Genomic DNA, 19,373 nt, shown 5'->3' on the forward strand with positions numbered 1-19,373 from the left:
GTACGCCGTGACTCGTGATGTGTGACTCGCGACGCGTAAACCGGGGCTCGTAAACCGTGAGCCGTAAGCCGTAAGCCCGCCTCCTGAGCCGTGAACCGTACCGGGAAGCGTCGCGGCAGCGGCCTGGCGCGGACGCGGGAGGGCTCGCGGGGCTCAGACGCCCTGCGACACCTTCGGGCCGAGGGCCGGGGAGTCCTCGCCGGGCCCGGACTCCTCCTTCGTCTGCGGTCCGGCGCCCCGCAGCGGCACCTCCTTGACGAAGAACGCGGCGACGAAGCCGAACACCGCCACGCATCCGCCGACCAGGAACGCCGCGTGCGTCCCGGACGCGACCGCGAACTCGTACGCCTCCCGCACGGGCGCCGGCAGCTTCGCCAGGCTCGCCGCGTCCAGCTGCGCGGAGTGCTGCGTGGCCGCCGAACCGCCGCGCGACGCCATCTCGTCCTGGACGCGCGAGGTGAAGAGCGCGCCCATGATCGCGACGCCGAAGGAGGAGCCGAGCGTACGGAAGAGGGTGGTCGCCGAGGAGGCGACGCCCATGTCCTTCATCTCGACGCTGTTCTGCGCGACGAGCATCGTGATCTGCATCAGGAAGCCCATGCCGGCACCGAGCACCGCCATGTAGACACCCGAGGTGACCCGCGAGGTGCCCGTGTCCATCTGGGCGAGGAGCAGGAGCCCGGCGGTCATCAGTGCGCCACCGGCGATCGGGAAGATCTTGTACTTGCCGCTGTTGGTGGTGACCCGGCCCGCGATCAGCGACACGACCATCATCGACATCAGCATCGGCAGCAGGAGCAGCCCCGAGTTGGTCGCGGACGCGCCCTGCACGGACTGCTGGAACAACGGGAGGAAGAGAACCGCGCCGAACATGACGAAGCCGGTCAGGAACCCGATCACCGACATCAGCGTGAAGTTGCGGCTGCGGAAGATGTGCAGCGGAATGATCGGCTCGGCCGCACGGGTCTCGACGAAGAGGAAGCCCGCGAGAGCGGCGAGGCCCAGCGCGCTCAGCTCCAGGATGACGGCGGAACCCCAGGCGTACTCCGTACCGCCCCAGGTGGTGACCAGCACGATCGAGGTGATGCCGACGGTGAGCAGTGCCGCGCCGAGGTAGTCGATCCGGGTCCGGCTCGTGCGCTCCTTCCTGGGGAGGTGGAGCACGGCGGTGACCATGGCGAGCGCGACCGCGCCCAGCGGCAGGTTGATGTAGAAGGACCAGCGCCAGCCCCAGTGGTCGGTGATGGTGCCGCCGACCAGCGGTCCGCCGATCATGGCGAGCGCCATGACTCCGGCCATCATGCCCTGGTACCTGCCGCGCTCCCGGGGCGGTATCAGATCGCCGATGATCGCCATCACGCCGACCATCAGGCCGCCGGCCCCGAGGCCCTGGACGGCCCGGAAGCCGATGAGCTGGCCCATGTCCTGCGCCATGCCGCTGAGCGCCGAGCCGGCCAGGAAGATGACGATGGAGGTGAGGAAGGTGGCCTTGCGTCCGTAGAGGTCCCCGAGCTTTCCCCAGATGGGGGTCGAGGCGGCGGTGGCCAGCGTGTAGGCCGTGACGACCCACGAGAGGTGTTCCAGGCCCCCGAGCTCGCCCACGATGGTCGGCATCGCGGTGCCGATGATCATGTTGTCGAGCATGGCGAGCAGCATCGCGATCATCAGCGCGAGCAGCACCACCCGCACGCTGCGCGGCTGTTTCCCGGTCTCCGTACTGGTCCCCGTCATGGTCCCCACTCCCCTGCCCCGCTTCACTTACTTGCCGCCCGGCAAGCTGACTAGACTGGGGGGACGTTAGACCGGTAACTAGCCGGGCGTCAAGTAAGTTTTGCCGGGAGAGGACCCCGCCATGGCCAGAGGCAATACCCGCCAGCGCATCCAGGACGTGGCCCTCGAACTCTTCGCCGTACAGGGCTACGAGAAGACCTCGCTGCGCGAGATCGCGGAGCGGCTGGAGGTCACGAAAGCCGCGCTGTACTACCACTTCAAGACCAAGGAAGACATCCTGATCAGCCTCTTCCAGGACCTGACCAGGCCGATCGACCAGCTGATCGAGTGGGCCCAGGGGCAGCCGCGCACCCTGGCGACCAAGCAGGAGGTGCTGCGGCGCTACAGCGCCGCCCTGGGGCACGCGGCCCCGCTCTTCCGCTTCATGCAGGAGAACCAGGCGACCGTGCGGGACCTGAGCGTCGGCGAGACGTTCAAGGGCCGCATGCTCACCATGCTCGACCTGATCCGGATGCCGGACGCCCCCCTGACCGACCAGGTCAGGTGCGCCAGCGCGCTGTTCACCCTGCACGCCGGGACGTTCTTCCTGCAGAACGTCGAAGGCGACCCCGAGGAGAAGCGCGAAGCCGTCCTCGAAGTCGCCATCGATCTGGTGACATCGGCCCATCACGAGACCCCGTAGGGTCACGGGCCGCCCGGAAGCCCCCGGCCGGGCCGGGGCCGCCATGGGGGGTGGGTGTCAGATGGTGATGCCCTCGGCCCGGAGGAACGCCGCCGGGTTCACGGCGGAGCCGTAGTTCGGGGTCGTACGGATCTCGAAGTGCAGGTGCGGGCCGGACGAGTTGCCGGTGTTGCCGGACGCGGCGATGAGCTGGCCGGTCTTCACCGTCTTGCCGATGCCGACGTTGATCTTCGACAGGTGGGCGTACTGGGAGTACGTGCCGTTGGCGTGCTTGATCACGATCGCGTTGCCGTACGCCGGGCCGTCACCGCCGCCGTTCGGGCCGGCCTTCACGACGACACCGCTGTGCGCGGCCTTGACCGGGGTGCCGACCGGGACGGCGAAGTCCTGACCGGAGTGCTTGTGCGACCACATGGAGCCGCCCTGGTTGAAGGAGGCGGTCAGGGTGTAGCCACTGACGGGCTTCACCCAGGAGGACGCCTTCTTCGCCGCGGACTTCTTGGCGGCGGCCTTCTTGACGGCGGCGGCCTTGTCGGCGGCCTTGGCCTGGGCGTGAGCCTGGGCGGCGACGGCGGACGCGGGATCCATCACCGGGGCAGCCTTGCCCTCGGCGGCGAAGGCGGCACCGCCTCCGAACACCATCGACGTTCCCATGCCGACGGCAGCGAGGGCGACGACGGCGTTACGGGCGGGGTGCTTGACGCGCTTCGACATACGGGGAAGACCTCCGGACAAGAGCGGACCCGGCACGAGCGGCGTGCCGGGCGGTTGGGCTCATCCTTGGTAACCCGTGCTCCCATCCCACCTCAAACCGCCCAACTACGACATAAAGTCGTAGAGCCCCCGGTGTGACGTGCGCTCTTGACGCGCGGTGAAGTCCCCCGTCCGGACGTCCGGAATATCCGCCGAACAAGCGGTTTAGGCCCATGTCGTGGCCCATGGTGGCCCCGCATCGGCCCACCCCGGCCCACTTCTCCCCCGGCACCGGGGCCGGACCCCCCGGCAACCCGCCCCCAAGGCTCCGCTCCCGCCCTCCGGTTTTCACTATTCCGCGTAGTACCGCCCGAAACGTCTGTGCGCCTTGTCACGGGCATCACCCCGGCAGACTGTCCGTTTTGCCCGTGAAGTCCATTTGGAGGGAAGCGGCGGAGAGCGCCGCCGGAGGGGGCACCGCCGGGGCGGCTCCGGGCGGCGCGGGGTGCGGCGGGGGGCGGCTCCGGGCGGCGCGGGGTGCGGCGGGGGGCGCGCGAGGCCGGGCACGCCTCCTTTCCGCACCCGCGGCCGTCCGCCATCCTCCTGTCCATGAGTAGACGCGTGACGCACGTCAGGGCCATCGGCCTCGCCGCAGTCCTCGCTCTCGGCACCCTGTGCGCCCTCGACGCCGGGCCCGCCGGTGCGGGCCCCTCCGACACCGGGCTCAAGGGAGCCATCGACACGATCCTCGCCGACCCCCGGCTGGACGGCGGCGCCGCGAGCGTCGTCGTCGTGGATGCCGGGAGCGGGGACACCCTCTACCAGCGCGACGGCGGCGACCGGCTCATGCCCGCCTCCAACACCAAGATCGTCACCTCGGCGGCCGCCATGGCCCTGCTCGGGCCCGATCACCGTTTCCGCACGGAGGTGCTCTCCGCCGTACGGCCCCGGGGCGGCGTCCTGCGCGGTGACCTCCATCTGCGCGGCAGCGGGGACCCGACGACGCTCGCCAAGGACTACGACGCGCTCGCCGCCGATGTAGCCGCCGCCGGGATCACCCGGGTCACCGGCCGGATCGTCGCCGACGACACCCGCTTCGACAGCCGGCGACTGGGCCGTTCCTGGGCGGCCGACGACGAGTCCTCGTACTACTCCGCGCAGATCTCCGCGCTCACCGTCGCGCCGGACACCGACTACGACGCGGGGACGGTCGTCGTACAGGCCGCCCCCGGCAGGCGGGCCGGTGCCCGGCCCGAGGTGACGATCACGCCCCGCACCCGCTACGTGCGCGTCGACAACCGCGCCACCACCGTCGCCGCCGGAAGCCCCGCCACCCTTGCCGTCGAACGGGCGCACGGCACGAACACCCTGTCCGTCACCGGTGACATCCCGCTCCGGGGCTCCCCCGCCAAGGAGTGGGTCACCGTCCAGGAGCCGACCGGTTACGCCGCCGCCGTCTTCGCCGACGCCCTCGCCGCGCGGGGCGTACGCGTCGCCTCACCGCCCCTCCTCGGCGGGCGGACCCCCGCCACGGCCGCCGTCCTGGCCACCCACAGCTCCATGCCGCTGCGCGAGCTGCTGGTGCCCTTCATGAAGCTGTCGAACAACATGCACGCCGAGGCCCTGACCAAGACGATCGGGTACGAGGTCTCCGGCCGGGGCACCTGGAGCGCGGGGCTGGCCGCCATCGAGACGTATCTGAAGGAGGAGGGCGTCGATCCGGCACGGCTGCGCCAGGTCGACGGCTCCGGTCTGTCCCGGATGAACGTCTTCCCCGCCGCCCAGCTCGCGCGGCTCCTGGTGGCCGTCCAGGACGCCCCCTGGTACGCCGACTGGTACGCCTCGCTACCCGTCGCCTGCGCCTCCGACCGCGCCGTCGGAGGCACCCTGCGCACCCGTATGTGCGGCACCCCGGCGGCGCTGAACACCCGCGCCAAGACCGGGTCCCTGACCGGCGCCTCGGCCCTGTCCGGTTACGTCACGGACCGCGCGGGCCGCCGGCTCGTCTACAGCGTCGTCCTGAACAACTACCTGGCCCCTTCGGTGAAGGGCGTCGAGGACGCGATCGTCGTCACGCTCGCCGGCTCCGACACGGCCGCCGGCGCGATCACCCCCGCCCCGGCGACGCGGACGCGCGGCGCCGCGCCCCCGGCCGACCTCGAATGCTCCTGGCGCAAGCCCCTGCCCTGCTGAGGTCCCGGCCGGACGGGTGGCCGCGGCACGAAGCCGGGAACCGGGAAACCGGAAGCCTGAAGCCGGGAAACCGGCAACCGGCAACCGGCAACCGGCAAAGGAGAAGCCGGAAAGCCGGGAAAGGGGACTGCCCCGGACCGTTCACCGGTCCGGGGCAGTCCCCTTCGTTCAAGCGGCGTCGCCGCCCGGGTCAGGCTTCCTTCGAGAGGTTGGGCCCGGCACCGCCGGCCGCCTGCTCGATCGGGGGAACGTCCGGCAGAGCGGACTTCTCCTCACCGCGGAAGGTGAACTTCTTCTCCTCACCCTCGCCCTCGGTGTCCACGACCACGATGTGACCGGGGCGCAGCTCACCGAAGAGGATCTTCTCGGAGAGGATGTCCTCGATCTCGCGCTGGATCGTCCGGCGCAGCGGCCGGGCGCCCATCACGGGGTCGTAGCCGTGCTTCGCCAGGAGCTCCTTGGCGGAACCGCTGAGCTCGATGCCCATGTCGCGGTCCTTCAGGCGCTCGTCCACCTTGGCGACCATCAGGTCGACGATCTGGATGATGTCTTCCTGGCTGAGCTGGTGGAAGACGACCGTGTCGTCGACACGGTTGAGGAACTCGGGCCGGAAGTGCTGCTTCAGCTCTTCGTTGACCTTCGCCTTCATCCGGTCGTAACCGGTCTTGACGTCGCCCTGCGCCGCGAAGCCCAGGTTGAAGCCCTTGGAGATGTCCCGGGTCCCGAGGTTGGTCGTCATGATGATGACCGTGTTCTTGAAGTCCACGACCCGGCCCTGGGAGTCGGTCAGGCGACCGTCCTCCAGGATCTGGAGCAGGGAGTTGAAGATGTCGGGGTGGGCCTTCTCGACCTCGTCGAAGAGGACGACGGAGAACGGCTTGCGGCGCACCTTCTCGGTGAGCTGGCCGCCCTCCTCGTAGCCCACGTATCCGGGCGGGGAACCGAAGAGGCGGGACACCGTGTGCTTCTCGCTGAACTCCGACATGTCGAGGGAGATCATCGCGTCCTCGTCGCCGAAGAGGAACTCGGCGAGCGTCTTGGACAGCTCGGTCTTACCGACACCGGACGGACCGGCGAAGATGAACGAGCCACCGGGACGCTTCGGGTCCTTCAGACCGGCCCGCGTACGGCGGATGGCCTGCGAGAGGGCCTTGATGGCGTCCTTCTGGCCGATGACGCGCTTGTGGAGCTCGTCCTCCATGCGGAGCAGACGCGAGGACTCCTCCTCGGTCAGCTTGAAGACCGGGATGCCCGTGGCGGTCGCGAGGACCTCGGCGATCAGATCGCCGTCGACCTCGGCCACGACGTCCATGTCGCCGGCCTTCCACTCCTTCTCCCGCTTGGCCTTCGCCGCCAGCAGCTGCTTCTCCTTGTCGCGGAGAGAGGCCGCCTTCTCGAAGTCCTGGGAGTCGATCGCGGACTCCTTGTCACGACGGACACCGGCGATCTTCTCGTCGAACTCGCGGAGGTCCGGCGGCGCGGTCATCCGGCGGATGCGCATCCGGGAACCGGCCTCGTCGATCAGGTCGATCGCCTTGTCCGGCAGGAAGCGGTCCGAGATGTACCGGTCGGCCAGGGTCGCGGCCTGGACCAGCGCCTCGTCCGTGATGGAGACCCTGTGGTGGGCCTCGTAACGGTCGCGCAGGCCCTTGAGGATCTCGATGGTGTGCGGCAGCGACGGCTCCGCGACCTGGATGGGCTGGAAGCGGCGCTCGAGCGCGGCGTCCTTCTCCAGGTACTTGCGGTACTCGTCGAGCGTCGTGGCGCCGATGGTCTGGAGCTCACCGCGGGCGAGCATCGGCTTCAGGATGGACGCCGCGTCGATCGCGCCCTCGGCGGCACCCGCACCCACCAGGGTGTGGAGCTCGTCGATGAACAGGATGATGTCGCCGCGGGTGCGGATCTCCTTCAGCACCTTCTTCAGGCGCTCCTCGAAGTCACCGCGGTACCGGGAGCCGGCGACGAGCGCGCCGAGGTCCAGGGTGTAGAGGTGCTTGTCCTTGAGGGTCTCGGGCACCTCGCCCTTGACGATGGCCTGCGCCAGGCCCTCGACGACCGCCGTCTTTCCGACGCCGGGCTCGCCGATGAGGACCGGGTTGTTCTTCGTACGGCGGGACAGCACCTGCATGACCCGCTCGATCTCCTTCTCGCGCCCGATGACCGGGTCGAGCTTGGACTCACGAGCGGCCTGGGTGAGGTTCCGGCCGAACTGGTCGAGGACCAGGGACGTCGAGGGCGTGCCCTCGGCGGGGCCGCCCGCGGTGGCGGCTTCCTTGCCCTGGTAACCGGAGAGCAGCTGGATGACCTGCTGACGCACCCGGTTGAGATCGGCGCCCAGCTTCACGAGGACCTGGGCGGCGACGCCCTCGCCCTCGCGGATCAGGCCGAGCAGGATGTGCTCGGTGCCGATGTAGTTGTGGCCCAGCTGAAGGGCCTCGCGGAGCGACAGCTCCAGGACCTTCTTGGCACGGGGGGTGAAGGGGATGTGCCCGGACGGGGCCTGCTGGCCCTGACCGATGATCTCCTCCACCTGCTGGCGGACCGCCTCGAGCGAAATCCCGAGGCTCTCCAGGGCCTTAGCGGCGACACCCTCACCCTCGTGGATAAGGCCCAGGAGGATGTGCTCGGTGCCGATGTAGTTGTGGTTGAGCATCCGGGCTTCTTCCTGAGCCAGGACGACAACCCGCCGCGCGCGGTCGGTGAACCTCTCGAACATCGTTAATCGCTCCTCAGAGCGGTCAGGCAGTAAGGGGTCGGTCCCCTCCCTGTCCTTCCGCAGCTTAGTCCCGCAAGCGGGGACCGCTCATTCCAACTGCCGACACCCGGCCCTGCTCCCCGGGGGGATCTCCTGCCACGAACGCCGACACATGCTCCAACCCGATGGTGCGAGACGATGTTCCCGCAGGCCAGGCACTTACCCTCGCCGCCACTACGCCGATGGCGAACGTGAGACGCCCGGAGCCGCGTGTCGCCCCTTCCCACTAGGGATGTCTTACCCGCACGGACCGACAGTCCATGCGGCGCACCCCGGTTCCCTCAGCTACGGGCGAACAACCTTGCGCCGCTCAACACCTCCGAGCGCCCCCGTTTCGGGCACTCTCGGCGACGAAGCGAGCACACCGCGTAACCTCGGCACGTGATCGGCAGTTCCCCGGGTATGGCCTTCACTCTCCCGCAGTCCCGCACGCAGCTCGACGGTGGAGGCGCCGACGAACGCTGGTACGAGGACGAGCTCGGCTGGGCAACGGCCGGGGGGCCGCCGGTGCAGCTTCTGACGGGGCTCCGGTTCGACGTCCTGGAGCTGCCCGCGGCTGCCGGGTTCGCCGTACTGCGACGCCTGGACGTCCGGTCGCCCGTCGCCCTCATGGGGCGGCGGATGCGCGTGCTGGTGGCCGCGGGGAGCGCGGACGAGCTGCCCGGGCTGCTCGACTGGCTGGAGTGGGGCGGGGTCGCCCTCGATCTGACCGCACTCGGCGCGGGCGGCCGGATGACCGCCCCCGTCCCCCCGGGATGGAGCGGATCCGGCTCGCCCGGCGATGCCGTGTGGCTGCGCCCCCCTGAGCCGGGGCGCGAGGTGGAGCCGACCCTTCCGGCCCTGCCGGCCGTCGGGGGCGGCGGTGACGCCCCCGGTCTCGTACGACTCGTGGACACGGCGGCCGCGGAGTGCCACCGGGTCCGGCTGCTGGGTGCGGGTGCCGCCGCTCAGCGGTTGGCGTCCTCGTAGGCCTGCTTGATGTCGGCGGGCACGCGGCCGCGGTCGTTCACGTTGTAACCGTTGTCCTTGGCCCACGCGCGGATCTTCGCGGTGTCCGGGCTGCCGCTCGCGGCGACCCGTCCCTTTCCGCGACCGGTCGCGGCACGGCCACCGGTACGACGGCCGCTCTTGGTGTACGGCTCCAGCAGCCCGCGAAGCTTGTCGGCGTTCGCGGTGGTGAGGTCGATCTCGTAGGTCTTGCCGTCCAGCGCAAACGTCACCGTCTCGTCAGCCTCGCCACCGTCGAGGTCATCGACAAGAAGGACCTGAACCTTCTGTGCCACCGGATTTCCTTTCATCGAAAATGCAGTACGCGGAAAGGAAACCGCTTTTCCCTGGAAAACACAAACCCCTGGGAGAGGTTCAGAACCCCGAGACCGCGGGAAACGTGCGCGATTCGGACATAGGGATCCGGTTGGCTTCGCCCATCACAGGTGCAGAAGCATCCGGCTGTTGCCCAAGGTGTTCGGCTTCACCCGTTCGAGACCGAGGAACTCGGCGACACCCTCGTCATAGGAACGAAGCAGCTCGGCGTAGACATCTCCGTCGACGGGCGTCTCCCCGATCTCGACGAAGCCATGCTTCGCGAAGAAGTCGACTTCGAAGGTCAGGCAGAATACCCGGCGCACACCCAGCCAGCGGGCGGTGTCCAGCAACTTGCCCAGCACGTGATGGCCGACACCGGCCCCCTTGAAGTCGGGGTCCACGGCGAGAGTGCGCACTTCCGCGAGGTCTTCCCACATCACGTGGAGAGCGCCGCAGCCGACCACGGTGGCGTCCTCGTCGCGTTCGGCGACCCAGAACTCCTGGATGTCCTCGTAAAGCGTCACGGTGGCTTTGTCGAGCAGGATGCCCCGGGTGACATAGGGGTCGACCAGCCTGCGAACCGCCTGGACGTCGCTGGTCCTGGCACGGCGCACGGTCACGGCATTCGCGGCGTCATTGGGCGAAGGAGGCGGAAGCGCGGAGGAGGACATGACCGGACGCTATCGCTCTGTCTCCGGCTCATCATCACCACCCTCCACAAGGCGCTCCCAAACCGACCGTTCCGCTTGTTTTTGTTCGAGTGGAGGGACTTCTTGCGGATTCCCTTCACTGGCTTGTTCAGGGTTCTGTTCCCTGGCTTGTTCCTTTTCGTGCTCCTCGGCCTGGGCCAAGGGGACTTCGGGAGCTTCGGGAGTCTCTTCAGGGGTGTCCCGTTGCACGACGCGCACCGCGTCACTGAGCGCTTGGCGCTGCTCCGCGGACATCATCCCGAAGAAGGCCACGAGGGCCGCCGCGGGGTTGTCGCTCTTCGACCAGGCTTCGTTCATCAGTGCGGCCGAGTAGGCGGCGCGGGTGGAGACCGCGGTATATCGATAGGCGCGGCCTGCGACTTCCCGGCGCACCCAGCCCTTCTGATGGAGATTGTCCATTACCGTCATGACGGTGGTGTAGGCGATGGACCGTTCCTGCTGGAGATCCTCAAGGACTTCCCGGACCGTGACAGGTCGGTTCCATTGCCAGACGCGTGTCATGACGGCGTCTTCCAGCTCTCCCAATTGACGGGGCACATCGCCACCATAGTGGGAGATGTCGGAATAGCTGGCTATTGACGTAACAAAAAGGACGTACGACCGGGAGGGGTCGTACGTCCTGAGTGGCCGTGCCGCGGCCGTCGGAGATGGCCGAACGGCATCCGTGGGGAGCGATCGGGGGGAGCCGCCCGTCGCCCGGGGACACGGCCCCCAGGCGGGCGGCCGGGGGCGGGCGGCGACGGGCCGCCGGAGGCCCGGAGGCGGGCGGCCGGAGGCCGGGGCGGGGTCCGTCAGACCTTGCCGGGCTCCGGGGCACCGTCGGCCGGGCGGCCGGCCTCGGCACGCGCGAACGCGGCGTCCACGACCGCGTCCTCCTTGGCCTTGTTGGGGCCGCCCTGGCTCTTGACGATCGTCACGACCAGACCGATGAAGAAGGCGGCCATGACGACGGGGGGCAGGAGCGCGGATACGTATTCCATGGCATCCAGAGTAACGATGCCTCGCGCCCCGGCCCCGGCGGACACCCTTTGCCGGCGACACGGCGGGGCGCGGTGGCGAGGACGCCCGGCGGGGCCGGGAGGGAGCCCGGCAGGAGCCGGCAGGAGCCGGCAGGAGCCGGGCCGGCCGGGAGGCGGGGATTCATCCCGCCGCGCGGCTCTCGGGCGGGGGCGCGGGTCTGCGCCGGGGAGGGAAGACCTCGGACGGCTTGGGAACCGGGCGCTCGGCCGGTGCCGGGGCGGGAGCCGGGGTGGCCGGCCGGGGCCTCGGCTTCGGGTCCGCCGACTCCGTACGGCCGCCGGGGATGGCGAGCAGCCGGGTGCGTCGCGCGGGCGGCACCAGGAAGCCGGCCCGGTCGGGCACGGTGCGGCCGGCCAGCCTGGCCCGGACCGACTGTTCGGCCAGCACCTGGCAGCGGGCGAGCAGTACGGCACCGGCGGGCGTGGAGCGCAGCGTGCGCAGCGCGGCAAGGTCCTCGGCCCGCGGGTCGTACCCGGCGGCCAGGGCGTCCCGCAGGAGCTCCAGATAGCCGGTGGCGGAACCGGGCAGCGCTTCGCGGTAGCGGGACAGGTCGGCGAGGAGGAAGGCCCTCAGCCGCCCGGCCTCGTGGACCGCCTCGTCCACGGAGCCGGCGAGCCGCAGGCAGTCCTGGACGTCCTCGTCGTCGAGCGGGGTCGGGTGGAGGGCGTGGGCGAGGGCGCGCCGGAGCACACGCAGCTCGTCTGCGCTGAACGCCAGTCCGCCGCGAGATCCGTATGGCGTGGGCATAGGCCGACAATACGCGCTAATCGGACAAAATTTGTTTAAGGCCGGTGGGTGGGCGCGTTGGGCGGGCCGACCGTACGCGCGACCGGGCCCGGGGCGGTCCTGGGCGGTTCCGCGGGCGGTCCGGGGCGGGGCGCGCACGGTGCGGCGGAGGAACGGGGGCGTGCGGCCAAGGGCTCCGCCCGGGGGTCGCGCCCCCGCGCGGAGCCGGGTACCGCAGGCGCGTCACATGCGCGAGACGTTCCGCTCGTACACCAGGCGCAGGCCGATCAGGGTCAGCCACGGCTCGTGCTCGTCGATCGTCGACGCCTCGCCCAGCACCATGGGGGCCAGGCCGCCGGTGGCGATGACCGTGACGTCCGACGGGTCGCCGGCCGGGCCGACCAGCTCCCGCTTCATGCGCTCGACGACCCCGTCCACCTGGCCGGCGAAGCCGTACACGATGCCCGACTGCATCGCCTCGACCGTGTTCTTGCCGATCACGCTGCGGGGGCGGGCCAGCTCGATCTTGCGGAGCTGGGCGCCGCGCACGCCCAGTGCCTCCACCGAGATCTCGATGCCGGGGGCGATGACACCGCCGGTGTACTCGCCCCGGGCGCTGACCGCGTCGTACGTCGTCGCCGTGCCGAAGTCGACGACGATGGCCGGGCCGCCGTAGAGGTCGACCGCCGCGACCGCGTTGATGATGCGGTCGGCGCCGACCTCCTTGGGGTTGTCCATCAGGATCGGCACGCCCGTCTTGATGCCGGGCTCGACGAGGACGGCCGGGACGTCTCCGTAGTAGCGCCGGGTCACCTCGCGCAGTTCGTGCAGGACGGAGGGGACGGTCGCGCAGATCGCGATGCCCTCGATCCCGTCGCCCAGCTCGTCGCCGAGCAGCGGGTGCATGCCCATGAGGCCCTGGAGCAGCACGGCCAGTTCGTCGGCGGTGCGACGGGCGTCGGTGGAGATCCGCCAGTGCTCGACGATCTCCTCGCCGTCGAACAGGCCGAGGACCGTGTGGGTGTTGCCGACGTCGATGGTGAGCAGCATCGTCAGCCGGCCTGGCGCAGGTCGAGGCCGATGTCCAGGATCGGCGAGGAGTGCGTGAGCGCCCCCACCGCCAGGTAGTCGACGCCGGTCGCGGCGTAGGCGGCGGCGTTGTCCAGCGTGAGCCGGCCGGAGGACTCCAGGACCGCGCGCCCGGCGACGAGCGTCACGGCCTCCTCGGTCTCCGCCGGGGTGAAGTTGTCCAGCAGGATCAGGTCGGCGCCCGCCTCCAGGGCCTCGCGCACCTGGTGGAGCGTGTCCACCTCGACCTCGACCGGCACGTCGGGGAAGGCGTCCCGTACGGCCTTGAAGGCCGCCGCCACACCGCCCGCCGCGATCACGTGGTTGTCCTTGACCAGGGCGGCGTCGGAGAGCGACATCCGGTGGTTGACGCCGCCGCCGCAGCGCACCGCGTACTTCTCCAGCGCGCGCAGGCCGGGGGTGGTCTTGCGGGTGTCGCGGACCTGGGTGCGGTAGCCCTCCAGCGCGTCGGCCCACGCCCGGGTGGCGGTGGCGATGCCGGACAGCCGGCACATGATGTTCAGCGCGCTGCGCTCGCCGATGAGCAGGTCCCGGGTGCGGGTGGTGACGGAGAGCAGCTTCTGTCCGGCCTCGACCCGGTCGCCGTCCACGACGTGGCGCTCGACCTCGAACTCCTCCGTACAGACGACGGAGAGCACGGCCTCGGCGATGTGCAGACCGGCGACCGTGCCGGCCTCGCGGGCGGTGAAGTCGGCGGTGGCCACCGCGTCCTGCGGGACGGTGGCCGCGGTCGTCACATCGGTGCCGCCGTCCAGGTCCTCCTCGATGGCGCGGTACGCGACGTCCTCGACCAGGACGGGGTCGAGCCCGGCGTTCGCGAGGAGCGCGGCGAGCACGGGGTCGAGCCCGCACTCGTAGACCTCGTCGTCACCCCCGCAGCCGCAGCCGTCGCCGCAGCCTCCCTCCTGGCCGGCCGGGGCGCCGATCTGGATCAGGGGTACGTCCACTGGCTGCGGGCGTTCTTCGGGCGTGCTCACGGTTACGGCTCCCTGCGGGTTGCGGCGGCGATCGGGGGGAAGTCTTGGGTGTCGGTGGAACGGACGTCCAGGGCCCGGTCGGGGGCGAGGCGTACGACCAGGTGGCGGCGCCAGCCCGCGTCGTCGCGGTCGGGACGGTCCTCGCGCCAGTGGCAGCCGCGGGTCTCCTCGCGGCGGCGGGCGGCGGCGACCAGGACACGGGCGACGCACAGCAGGTTGGTGGTCTCCCAGGAGTCGACACCGGGTTCGGCGGCCTTGCGGTCGCCGGCCCCGCGGTCGTCGGCGGCGTCCGCGCGGACGGCGTCCAGCTGCTCGGCGGCCTCGGCCAGGCTGGCGGCCGACCGCAGGACCCCGGCACCGGTGGTCATGATCTGCTGGATGCGGCCGCGGGCGGCCGGGTCGAGCAGCGGGAGCGGGGCGGGCGCCGGACGGGAGGCGGGAGCCCCCGCGGCGGCGCCCGGCGCGGGTCCGGTCCCCGCGGCGCCCGTCGCGGTCGCGGCGATGTGCTCGGCGATGCGCTCGGCGAAGACCAGGCCCTCCAGCAGCGAGTTGGAGGCCAGCCGGTTCGCGCCGTGGACGCCGGTGCAGGCGACCTCGCCGCAGGCGTAGAGGCCCGGGACCGTGGTGCGGCCGGACAGGTCGGTACGGACGCCGCCGGAGGCGTAGTGCGCCGCCGGGGCCACCGGGATCGGCTCGGTCACCGGGTCGATGCCGTGGGCGCGGCAGGCGGCGAGGATCGTGGGGAACCGCGAGGCCCACATCGCGGCGCCGAAGTGCCGGGCGTCCAGGTACATGTGCTGGGCGCCCTGCTCGCGCATCCGGCGCATGATGCCCTTGGCGACGATGTCGCGCGGGGCCAGCTCGGCCAGCTCGTGCTGCCCGACCATGAAGCGGGTGCCGGACGCGTCGACGAGATGGGCGCCCTCCCCCCGTACCGCCTCGGAGACCAGCGGCTGCTGGCCCTCGGCGTCCGGGCCGAGGAACAGGACCGTCGGGTGGAACTGGACGAACTCCAGGTCGCTGACCTCGGCGCCCGCCCGCAGTGCCAGGGCGACGCCGTCACCGGTGGAGACCGCCGGGTTGGTGGTGGCGGAGAAGACCTGTCCCATGCCGCCGGTGGCGAGGACGACCGCCGGGGCGTGGACCGCGCCGACGCCGTCGTGCTGGCCCTCGCCCATCACATGCAGGGTGACGCCCGCCGTACGCCCGTCGGCGTCGGTCAGCAGGTCCAGGACCAGGGCGTTCTCGATGATGCGGACCGCGCCGTCGCGGACCGCCTCGACCAGCGCGCGGGAGATCTCGGCGCCCGTCGCGTCACCGCCCGCGTGGGCGATGCGGCGGCGGTGGTGGCCGCCCTCACGGGTGAGCTCGATGGTGCCGGCGGCGTCGGTGTCGAAGCGCGCGCCGGTCGCGATCAGGCGGCGTACGGCGCCGGGGCCCTCGGTGACCAGGGTGCGCACCGCCTCCTCGTCGCAGAGCCCGGCGCCCGCGACCAGGGTGTCGTCCAGGTGCTGCTCGGGGGTGTCCCCGTCGCCGAGCGCGGCGGCGATGCCGCCCTGCGCCCAGCGCGTCGAGCCGTCGTCCAGCCGGGCCTTGGTGACGACGACCGTACGCAGTCCGGCGGCCGTGCAGCGCAGTGCCGTGGTCAGGCCGGCGACGCCGGAGCCGACCACGACCACGTCGGCGTCGATGGCCCAGCCCGGGGCGGGCGCCTGGAGTCGTATGCCGGTCATGCGGAGGCTCCGAAGTTCAGAGGAAGGTTGTCGATCAGCCGGGTCGTCCCGACCCTGGCGGCGACGGCGAGGACGGCCTCACCGGTGTGCCCGTCGGGGACCTCGGTGAAGTCGGCCGGGTCGACGAGGGCCAGGTAGTCGAGGACGAGCGGCGGTTCGGCCTTCGCCGCGTCGTCGAGTACCACGCGGGCGGCGGCCCGAACCGCGTCGGCGCAGCCCGGGCCCGCCTGGGCCACCGCGTGCGCGTCTGCGGCGGCCCGGGACTCGCCGAGCCGGGAGAGCGCCTCGGCCCGGCTCTGGGAGGCGGGCAGCGTCTCGGCGCGGGCCCGCAGGGCCTGCTGGGCGGCGAGCCGGTCCGCCGCGCCGAACAGGGCCGCGGACAGGGCGAGCGCGGTCCGGCGCTCGGCGGGCGACAGGTAGCGGTTGCGGCTGGAGAGCGCGAGCCCGTCCGCCTCCCGCACGGTCGGCACGCCCACGATCTCGACCGGGAAGTTCAGGTCCCCGGCCATGCGGCGGATCAGGGCGAGCTGCTGGGCGTCCTTCTGCCCGAAGAACGCCACGTCGGGGCGGGACAGGTGGAGCAGCTTGGCGACGACGGTGAGCATGCCGTCGAAGTGGCCGGGGCGGGACGCGCCTTCGAGGCGCTCCCCCATGGGTCCGGCGGTGATCCGCACCTGGGGCTCGCCGCCCGGGTAGACCTCGTCCACGGAAGGGGCGAAGACGGCGTCGGCGCCCGCCCGCTCGGCGGTCTCCACGTCGGCGTCCAGCGTGCGCGGGTAGCGGTCCAGGTCCTCGCCCGCGCCGAACTGCAGCGGGTTGACGAAGACGGTCACGGTGACGAAGCCCTCGGGTCCCACCCGCTCGCGGGCGGCGCGGACCAGGGCGGCGTGGCCGTCGTGGAGGGCGCCCATGGTCATGACGACGGCGGTACGGCCGCGGGGCGCGGAGCCGTCGAGGAGGCGGTCCAGCTCCTCGCGGGTGTGGACCAGTGCGAAGGCGCGGCTCATCGGCCCTCTCCTTCCGCGAGGACGTCGAGCAGGTCCGCCGCGAGTTCCGGCTTGAGCACGCCGTGGGCGAGGGCCCGGTCGGCGGTCGTACGGGCCATCGCCAGGTATCCGGCGACGGTGGCGGGCGCGTGCTTGCGCAGCTCGGCGACGTGCACGGCGACCGTGCCCGCGTCACCGCGCGCGACCGGGCCGGTGAGGGCGGCGTCACCGGAGCGCAGCGCGTTGTCGAGTGCGGCGCCGAGCAGCGGGCCCAGCATCCGGTCGGGGGCGGCGACACCGGCGGCGCGCAGCAGCTCCATCGACTGGGCGACCAGCGTGACCAGGTGGTTCGCGCCGAGGGCGAGGGCCGCGTGGTAGAGCGGGCGGGCCTCCTCGGCGATCCACTCGGGCTCACCGCCCATCTCGATCACCAGCGCCTCGGCGGCCAGCCGCAGCTCCTCGGGCGCGGTCACCCCGAACGAGCAGCCGGCCAGTCGCTGTACGTCGACGGCGGTGCCGGTGAACGTCATGGCGGGGTGCAGCGCGAGCGGAAGGGCGCCCGCGCGGCGGGCGGGGTCGAGCACCCGGGTGCCGTACCGGCCGGACGTGTGGACCAGGAGCTGGCCCGGCCGCACGGCCCCCGTCCCGGCGAGGCCCTCGACCAGGCCGGGAAGGGCGTCGTCGGGAACGGTCAGCAGCACCAGATCGGCCCGCTCCAGCACCTGGGCGGGCGGCACGATCGGCACGTCCGGGAGCAGCTCGGCGGCCCGGCGCACGGAGGCGTCGGACACCGCCGAGACGGCGACCGGACGGTGCCCGGCGAGCTGGAGCGAGGCGGCGAGGGCGGGACCCACCCGGCCGGCGCCCACGACGCCGACGGTGAGCCGGGCGGGGCGGGGTTCTGGTGATGCGTTCACGCGGCGACGGCCTTCCGTTCCAGTCCGCGGTGGGTACCGGACGATTTCTCGTCATGCTACGCCAGCGTTACAGGGGGGCAGGTCGCCGTCGGACACGGCAGGGCCCCGGATGGCGCATCCGGAACGGGCGGTCCGCCCCGCCTCCGCGACGGCGCGCCGTACGACCGTTCGAGCCGGCCGGCTCGCGGGGCGTGGGCGGGGCGGGAGGGCGGTCCCGGCGGGAGGGGCGGGAGGGGCGGGGGCTCACGGAAGGGGCGGAGGGCGCGGGGGCGGGGCGGGGGGCGCGGGGGCGCGGACGAAGCCGCGCCGGAGGGACAGGGCGTTGCGGACGGGGGCCTCGCGGACGGGGCGGAAGGGTGCCTGCGCGGGGGCGGAGGGGGCCACGCCGGGCCGGTGACCGGCGCGGGAGCCGCGCGTGGGACCGCCGGCCGTCAGACCGCCGCGCGGCGGGGGCGGAGCCGGCCGCCCGGACGGCGGCCCGACAGCACCGCCAGGAAGCGGCGGTAGTCGCGGACCGACCGCACGGCCGCCCAGTCGCCCTCGCCGGGCGGGGGCGGAGCCTGCTCGCCCCGCTGGGCCGCGCGGTAGGCGTCGATCATGTGCTGCTGCATCGCGTTCATGGCTCCAGGCTCCGCCCCGTCGGCCCGTGATGACCCGTCGATTGACAACCCCCGTCAAATGGCGCGAACCGCACGGCGCGGACGCCTCACCATGGGGTACGTGAGCGTGACCATCGACATCACCGGCCTGCCGCCCGAGCGGATCGTCTTCGACATCTCGCCCCTCGCCGAGCTCGGCGTGGCGCTGCACGCGCTGGCCGAGCCCGGGCACCACCCGGGGCTGCACGGCTGGGCGACCGCCACGGCGGCGGGCCTCAAGCCGGATCTCGCCGACCGGTTGCACGAGGCGGACTTCCTGTGGACGACGACCTTCTCGGACGCCCTGATGCCGTTCGCGGGCATCCGCGGGGGCGACGGCCGTACCGGTGCGACGCTCGCCGAGGAGCTGGACCTGCTCGACCGGCTGGACGAGGACCGGTTCGTGGCGTCCGCCCTGGAGTTCACCTGCTCCACCTCGTACGGGACGGACTGCGCCGGCACCGTCCGTGCCGACCGCGCCCTGGAGCTGGCCGCCAGCCGGGGGCCCCGGCAGGCGGACTTCACCCGGCGCCTGCTGGCCGACCCCGGCGGCGTGCGCGCCTGGCTCCGCAGGCTCTTCGAGGACTGCGACGAGGCGTTCTTCGCCGACACCTGGCGGCGCGTCCAGCCCGGCCTGGCGGCCGACGCCCGGCACAAGACCGAGCTGCTGCGCCGCAAGGGCCTGCGGGAGACGCTGCACGCGGTCTCAGCGGCCGTCACGCTCCGGGAGGAGGGCGGCGCCACGCGCATCGAGGTGGACAAGCTGATGAGCGGCCGTACGAGCGCCATGGACCCGGCCGTCGGCGCCGGGGTCTCCTTCGTGCCGTCGAGCTTCGGGTGGCCGCATCTCATGGTGCTCCACGCGCCGGGCTGGCGGCCCGTCGTGCACTACCCGGTCGGCGCGCCCGAGCTGCCGGGACCCGCCTCGGTCGAGCTGCTCCAGCTCCGGATGGAGGCGCTGGCCCACCCCCTGCGGATGCGCCTGTGCCGGCAGCTCGCGCGCGCCGCGTACACGACCGGGGAGCTCGCCGAAACGCACGGCATCACCTCACCGGAGGTCTCCCGCCACCTCGCCGTACTGAAGAAGGCGCAGCTCACCACCACGCGACGGCGTGGCCGCTACGTCCTGCACCAGCTGGACGTGGCCGCCGTGGCCCGGATCGGCGGCGACTTCCTGGAGACGGTCCTGCGGTAAACGGTCCGGCGGTAAACGGTCCG

At 72.0% G+C, this 19,373-nt stretch carries 17 protein-coding genes and 1 pseudogene; 4 read left to right on the plus strand and 14 right to left on the minus strand.

Annotated features, from left to right (window positions below; genetic code table 11):
- Positions 1 to 153 precede the first annotated feature (153 nt).
- Complete coding sequence (locus tag PUR26_RS30245; protein WP_329877282.1) at positions 154 to 1,731, minus strand: MDR family MFS transporter; 1,578 nt, start codon at positions 1,729 to 1,731, stop codon at positions 154 to 156.
- Between the two features lie 121 nt (positions 1,732 to 1,852).
- Here PUR26_RS30245 and PUR26_RS30250 point away from each other — a divergent pair, with 121 nt between their 5' ends.
- Positions 1,853 to 2,413 (plus strand): TetR/AcrR family transcriptional regulator, encoded by a 561-nt coding sequence (locus PUR26_RS30250; protein ID WP_329877284.1) that lies wholly within the window; start codon positions 1,853 to 1,855, stop codon positions 2,411 to 2,413.
- Between the two features lie 57 nt (positions 2,414 to 2,470).
- Here PUR26_RS30250 and PUR26_RS30255 read toward each other — a convergent pair whose 3' ends face one another.
- Positions 2,471 to 3,127 carry a M23 family metallopeptidase gene (locus PUR26_RS30255; protein ID WP_329877286.1) on the minus strand — a complete coding sequence of 219 codons (657 nt, stop codon included), beginning with the start codon at positions 3,125 to 3,127 and terminating at the stop codon, positions 2,471 to 2,473.
- Positions 3,128 to 3,715: 588 nt separating this feature from the next.
- On the opposite strand from PUR26_RS30255, the gene dacB reads away from it, so the two are divergent.
- A complete protein-coding gene (gene dacB, locus PUR26_RS30260; protein WP_329877288.1) occupies positions 3,716 to 5,299 on the plus strand; it encodes a D-alanyl-D-alanine carboxypeptidase/D-alanyl-D-alanine endopeptidase in 1,584 nt (527 codons plus the stop codon).
- Positions 5,300 to 5,489: 190 nt separating this feature from the next.
- Here the strand turns inward: dacB and PUR26_RS30265 are convergent, their stop codons facing one another.
- Positions 5,490 to 8,015, minus strand: coding sequence for an ATP-dependent Clp protease ATP-binding subunit (locus PUR26_RS30265; protein ID WP_329877290.1), 2,526 nt, complete (start codon positions 8,013 to 8,015; stop codon positions 5,490 to 5,492).
- Positions 8,016 to 8,456: 441 nt separating this feature from the next.
- On the opposite strand from PUR26_RS30265, the gene PUR26_RS30270 reads away from it, so the two are divergent.
- Positions 8,457 to 9,023: an SCO3374 family protein gene (locus PUR26_RS30270; RefSeq protein WP_329877393.1), complete on the plus strand. Its 567-nt coding sequence runs from the start codon at positions 8,457 to 8,459 to the stop codon at positions 9,021 to 9,023.
- Here the strand turns inward: PUR26_RS30270 and PUR26_RS30275 are convergent.
- From PUR26_RS30275 to PUR26_RS30325, 11 genes and pseudogenes are all read right to left on the minus strand, one after another.
- Entirely contained in the window at positions 9,002 to 9,337 is a 336-nt protein-coding gene (locus tag PUR26_RS30275; RefSeq protein WP_329877292.1) for a histone-like nucleoid-structuring protein Lsr2, read from the minus strand. The two genes, PUR26_RS30270 and PUR26_RS30275, sit on opposite strands and share 22 nt — an antisense overlap.
- A gap of 144 nt (positions 9,338 to 9,481) precedes the next feature.
- Complete coding sequence (locus PUR26_RS30280) at positions 9,482 to 10,030, minus strand: amino-acid N-acetyltransferase (protein WP_329877294.1); 549 nt, start codon at positions 10,028 to 10,030, stop codon at positions 9,482 to 9,484.
- A gap of 141 nt (positions 10,031 to 10,171) precedes the next feature.
- Positions 10,172 to 10,606 (minus strand): annotated as a pseudogene (locus tag PUR26_RS30285) (BlaI/MecI/CopY family transcriptional regulator); the annotation flags it as partial.
- A 254-nt stretch (positions 10,607 to 10,860) separates the two neighbouring features.
- Complete coding sequence (locus PUR26_RS30290; RefSeq protein ID WP_329877298.1) at positions 10,861 to 11,049, minus strand: hypothetical protein; 189 nt, start codon at positions 11,047 to 11,049, stop codon at positions 10,861 to 10,863.
- Positions 11,050 to 11,209: 160 nt separating this feature from the next.
- Complete coding sequence (locus tag PUR26_RS30295) at positions 11,210 to 11,806, minus strand: hypothetical protein (protein WP_329877395.1); 597 nt, start codon at positions 11,804 to 11,806, stop codon at positions 11,210 to 11,212.
- 252 nt (positions 11,807 to 12,058) lie between these two features.
- Positions 12,059 to 12,865: a type III pantothenate kinase gene (locus PUR26_RS30300; protein ID WP_329877299.1), complete on the minus strand. Its 807-nt coding sequence runs from the start codon at positions 12,863 to 12,865 to the stop codon at positions 12,059 to 12,061.
- A gap of 2 nt (positions 12,866 to 12,867) precedes the next feature.
- Entirely contained in the window at positions 12,868 to 13,881 is a 1,014-nt protein-coding gene (gene nadC / locus PUR26_RS30305; RefSeq protein ID WP_329877301.1) for a carboxylating nicotinate-nucleotide diphosphorylase, read from the minus strand.
- A gap of 2 nt (positions 13,882 to 13,883) precedes the next feature.
- Positions 13,884 to 15,614 (minus strand): L-aspartate oxidase, encoded by a 1,731-nt coding sequence (locus PUR26_RS30310; RefSeq protein WP_329877303.1) that lies wholly within the window; start codon positions 15,612 to 15,614, stop codon positions 13,884 to 13,886.
- Positions 15,611 to 16,621 carry a pantoate--beta-alanine ligase gene (gene panC, locus PUR26_RS30315; RefSeq protein WP_329877305.1) on the minus strand — a complete coding sequence of 337 codons (1,011 nt, stop codon included), beginning with the start codon at positions 16,619 to 16,621 and terminating at the stop codon, positions 15,611 to 15,613. The genes PUR26_RS30310 and panC overlap by 4 nt, the downstream gene beginning before the upstream one ends.
- Positions 16,618 to 17,517, minus strand: coding sequence for a Rossmann-like and DUF2520 domain-containing protein (locus PUR26_RS30320; RefSeq protein ID WP_329877307.1), 900 nt, complete (start codon positions 17,515 to 17,517; stop codon positions 16,618 to 16,620). The genes panC and PUR26_RS30320 overlap by 4 nt, the downstream gene beginning before the upstream one ends.
- Positions 17,518 to 17,948: 431 nt before the next feature.
- Positions 17,949 to 18,137: a hypothetical protein gene (locus PUR26_RS30325; RefSeq protein WP_329877309.1), complete on the minus strand. Its 189-nt coding sequence runs from the start codon at positions 18,135 to 18,137 to the stop codon at positions 17,949 to 17,951.
- A gap of 91 nt (positions 18,138 to 18,228) precedes the next feature.
- On the opposite strand from PUR26_RS30325, the gene PUR26_RS30330 reads away from it, so the two are divergent.
- Entirely contained in the window at positions 18,229 to 19,350 is a 1,122-nt protein-coding gene (locus PUR26_RS30330; RefSeq protein WP_443077222.1) for a DUF5937 family protein, read from the plus strand.
- Positions 19,351 to 19,373 lie beyond the last annotated feature (23 nt).

Source organism: Streptomyces sp. SP18CS02, assembly GCF_036322365.1.
Classification (GTDB): domain Bacteria; phylum Actinomycetota; class Actinomycetes; order Streptomycetales; family Streptomycetaceae; genus Streptomyces.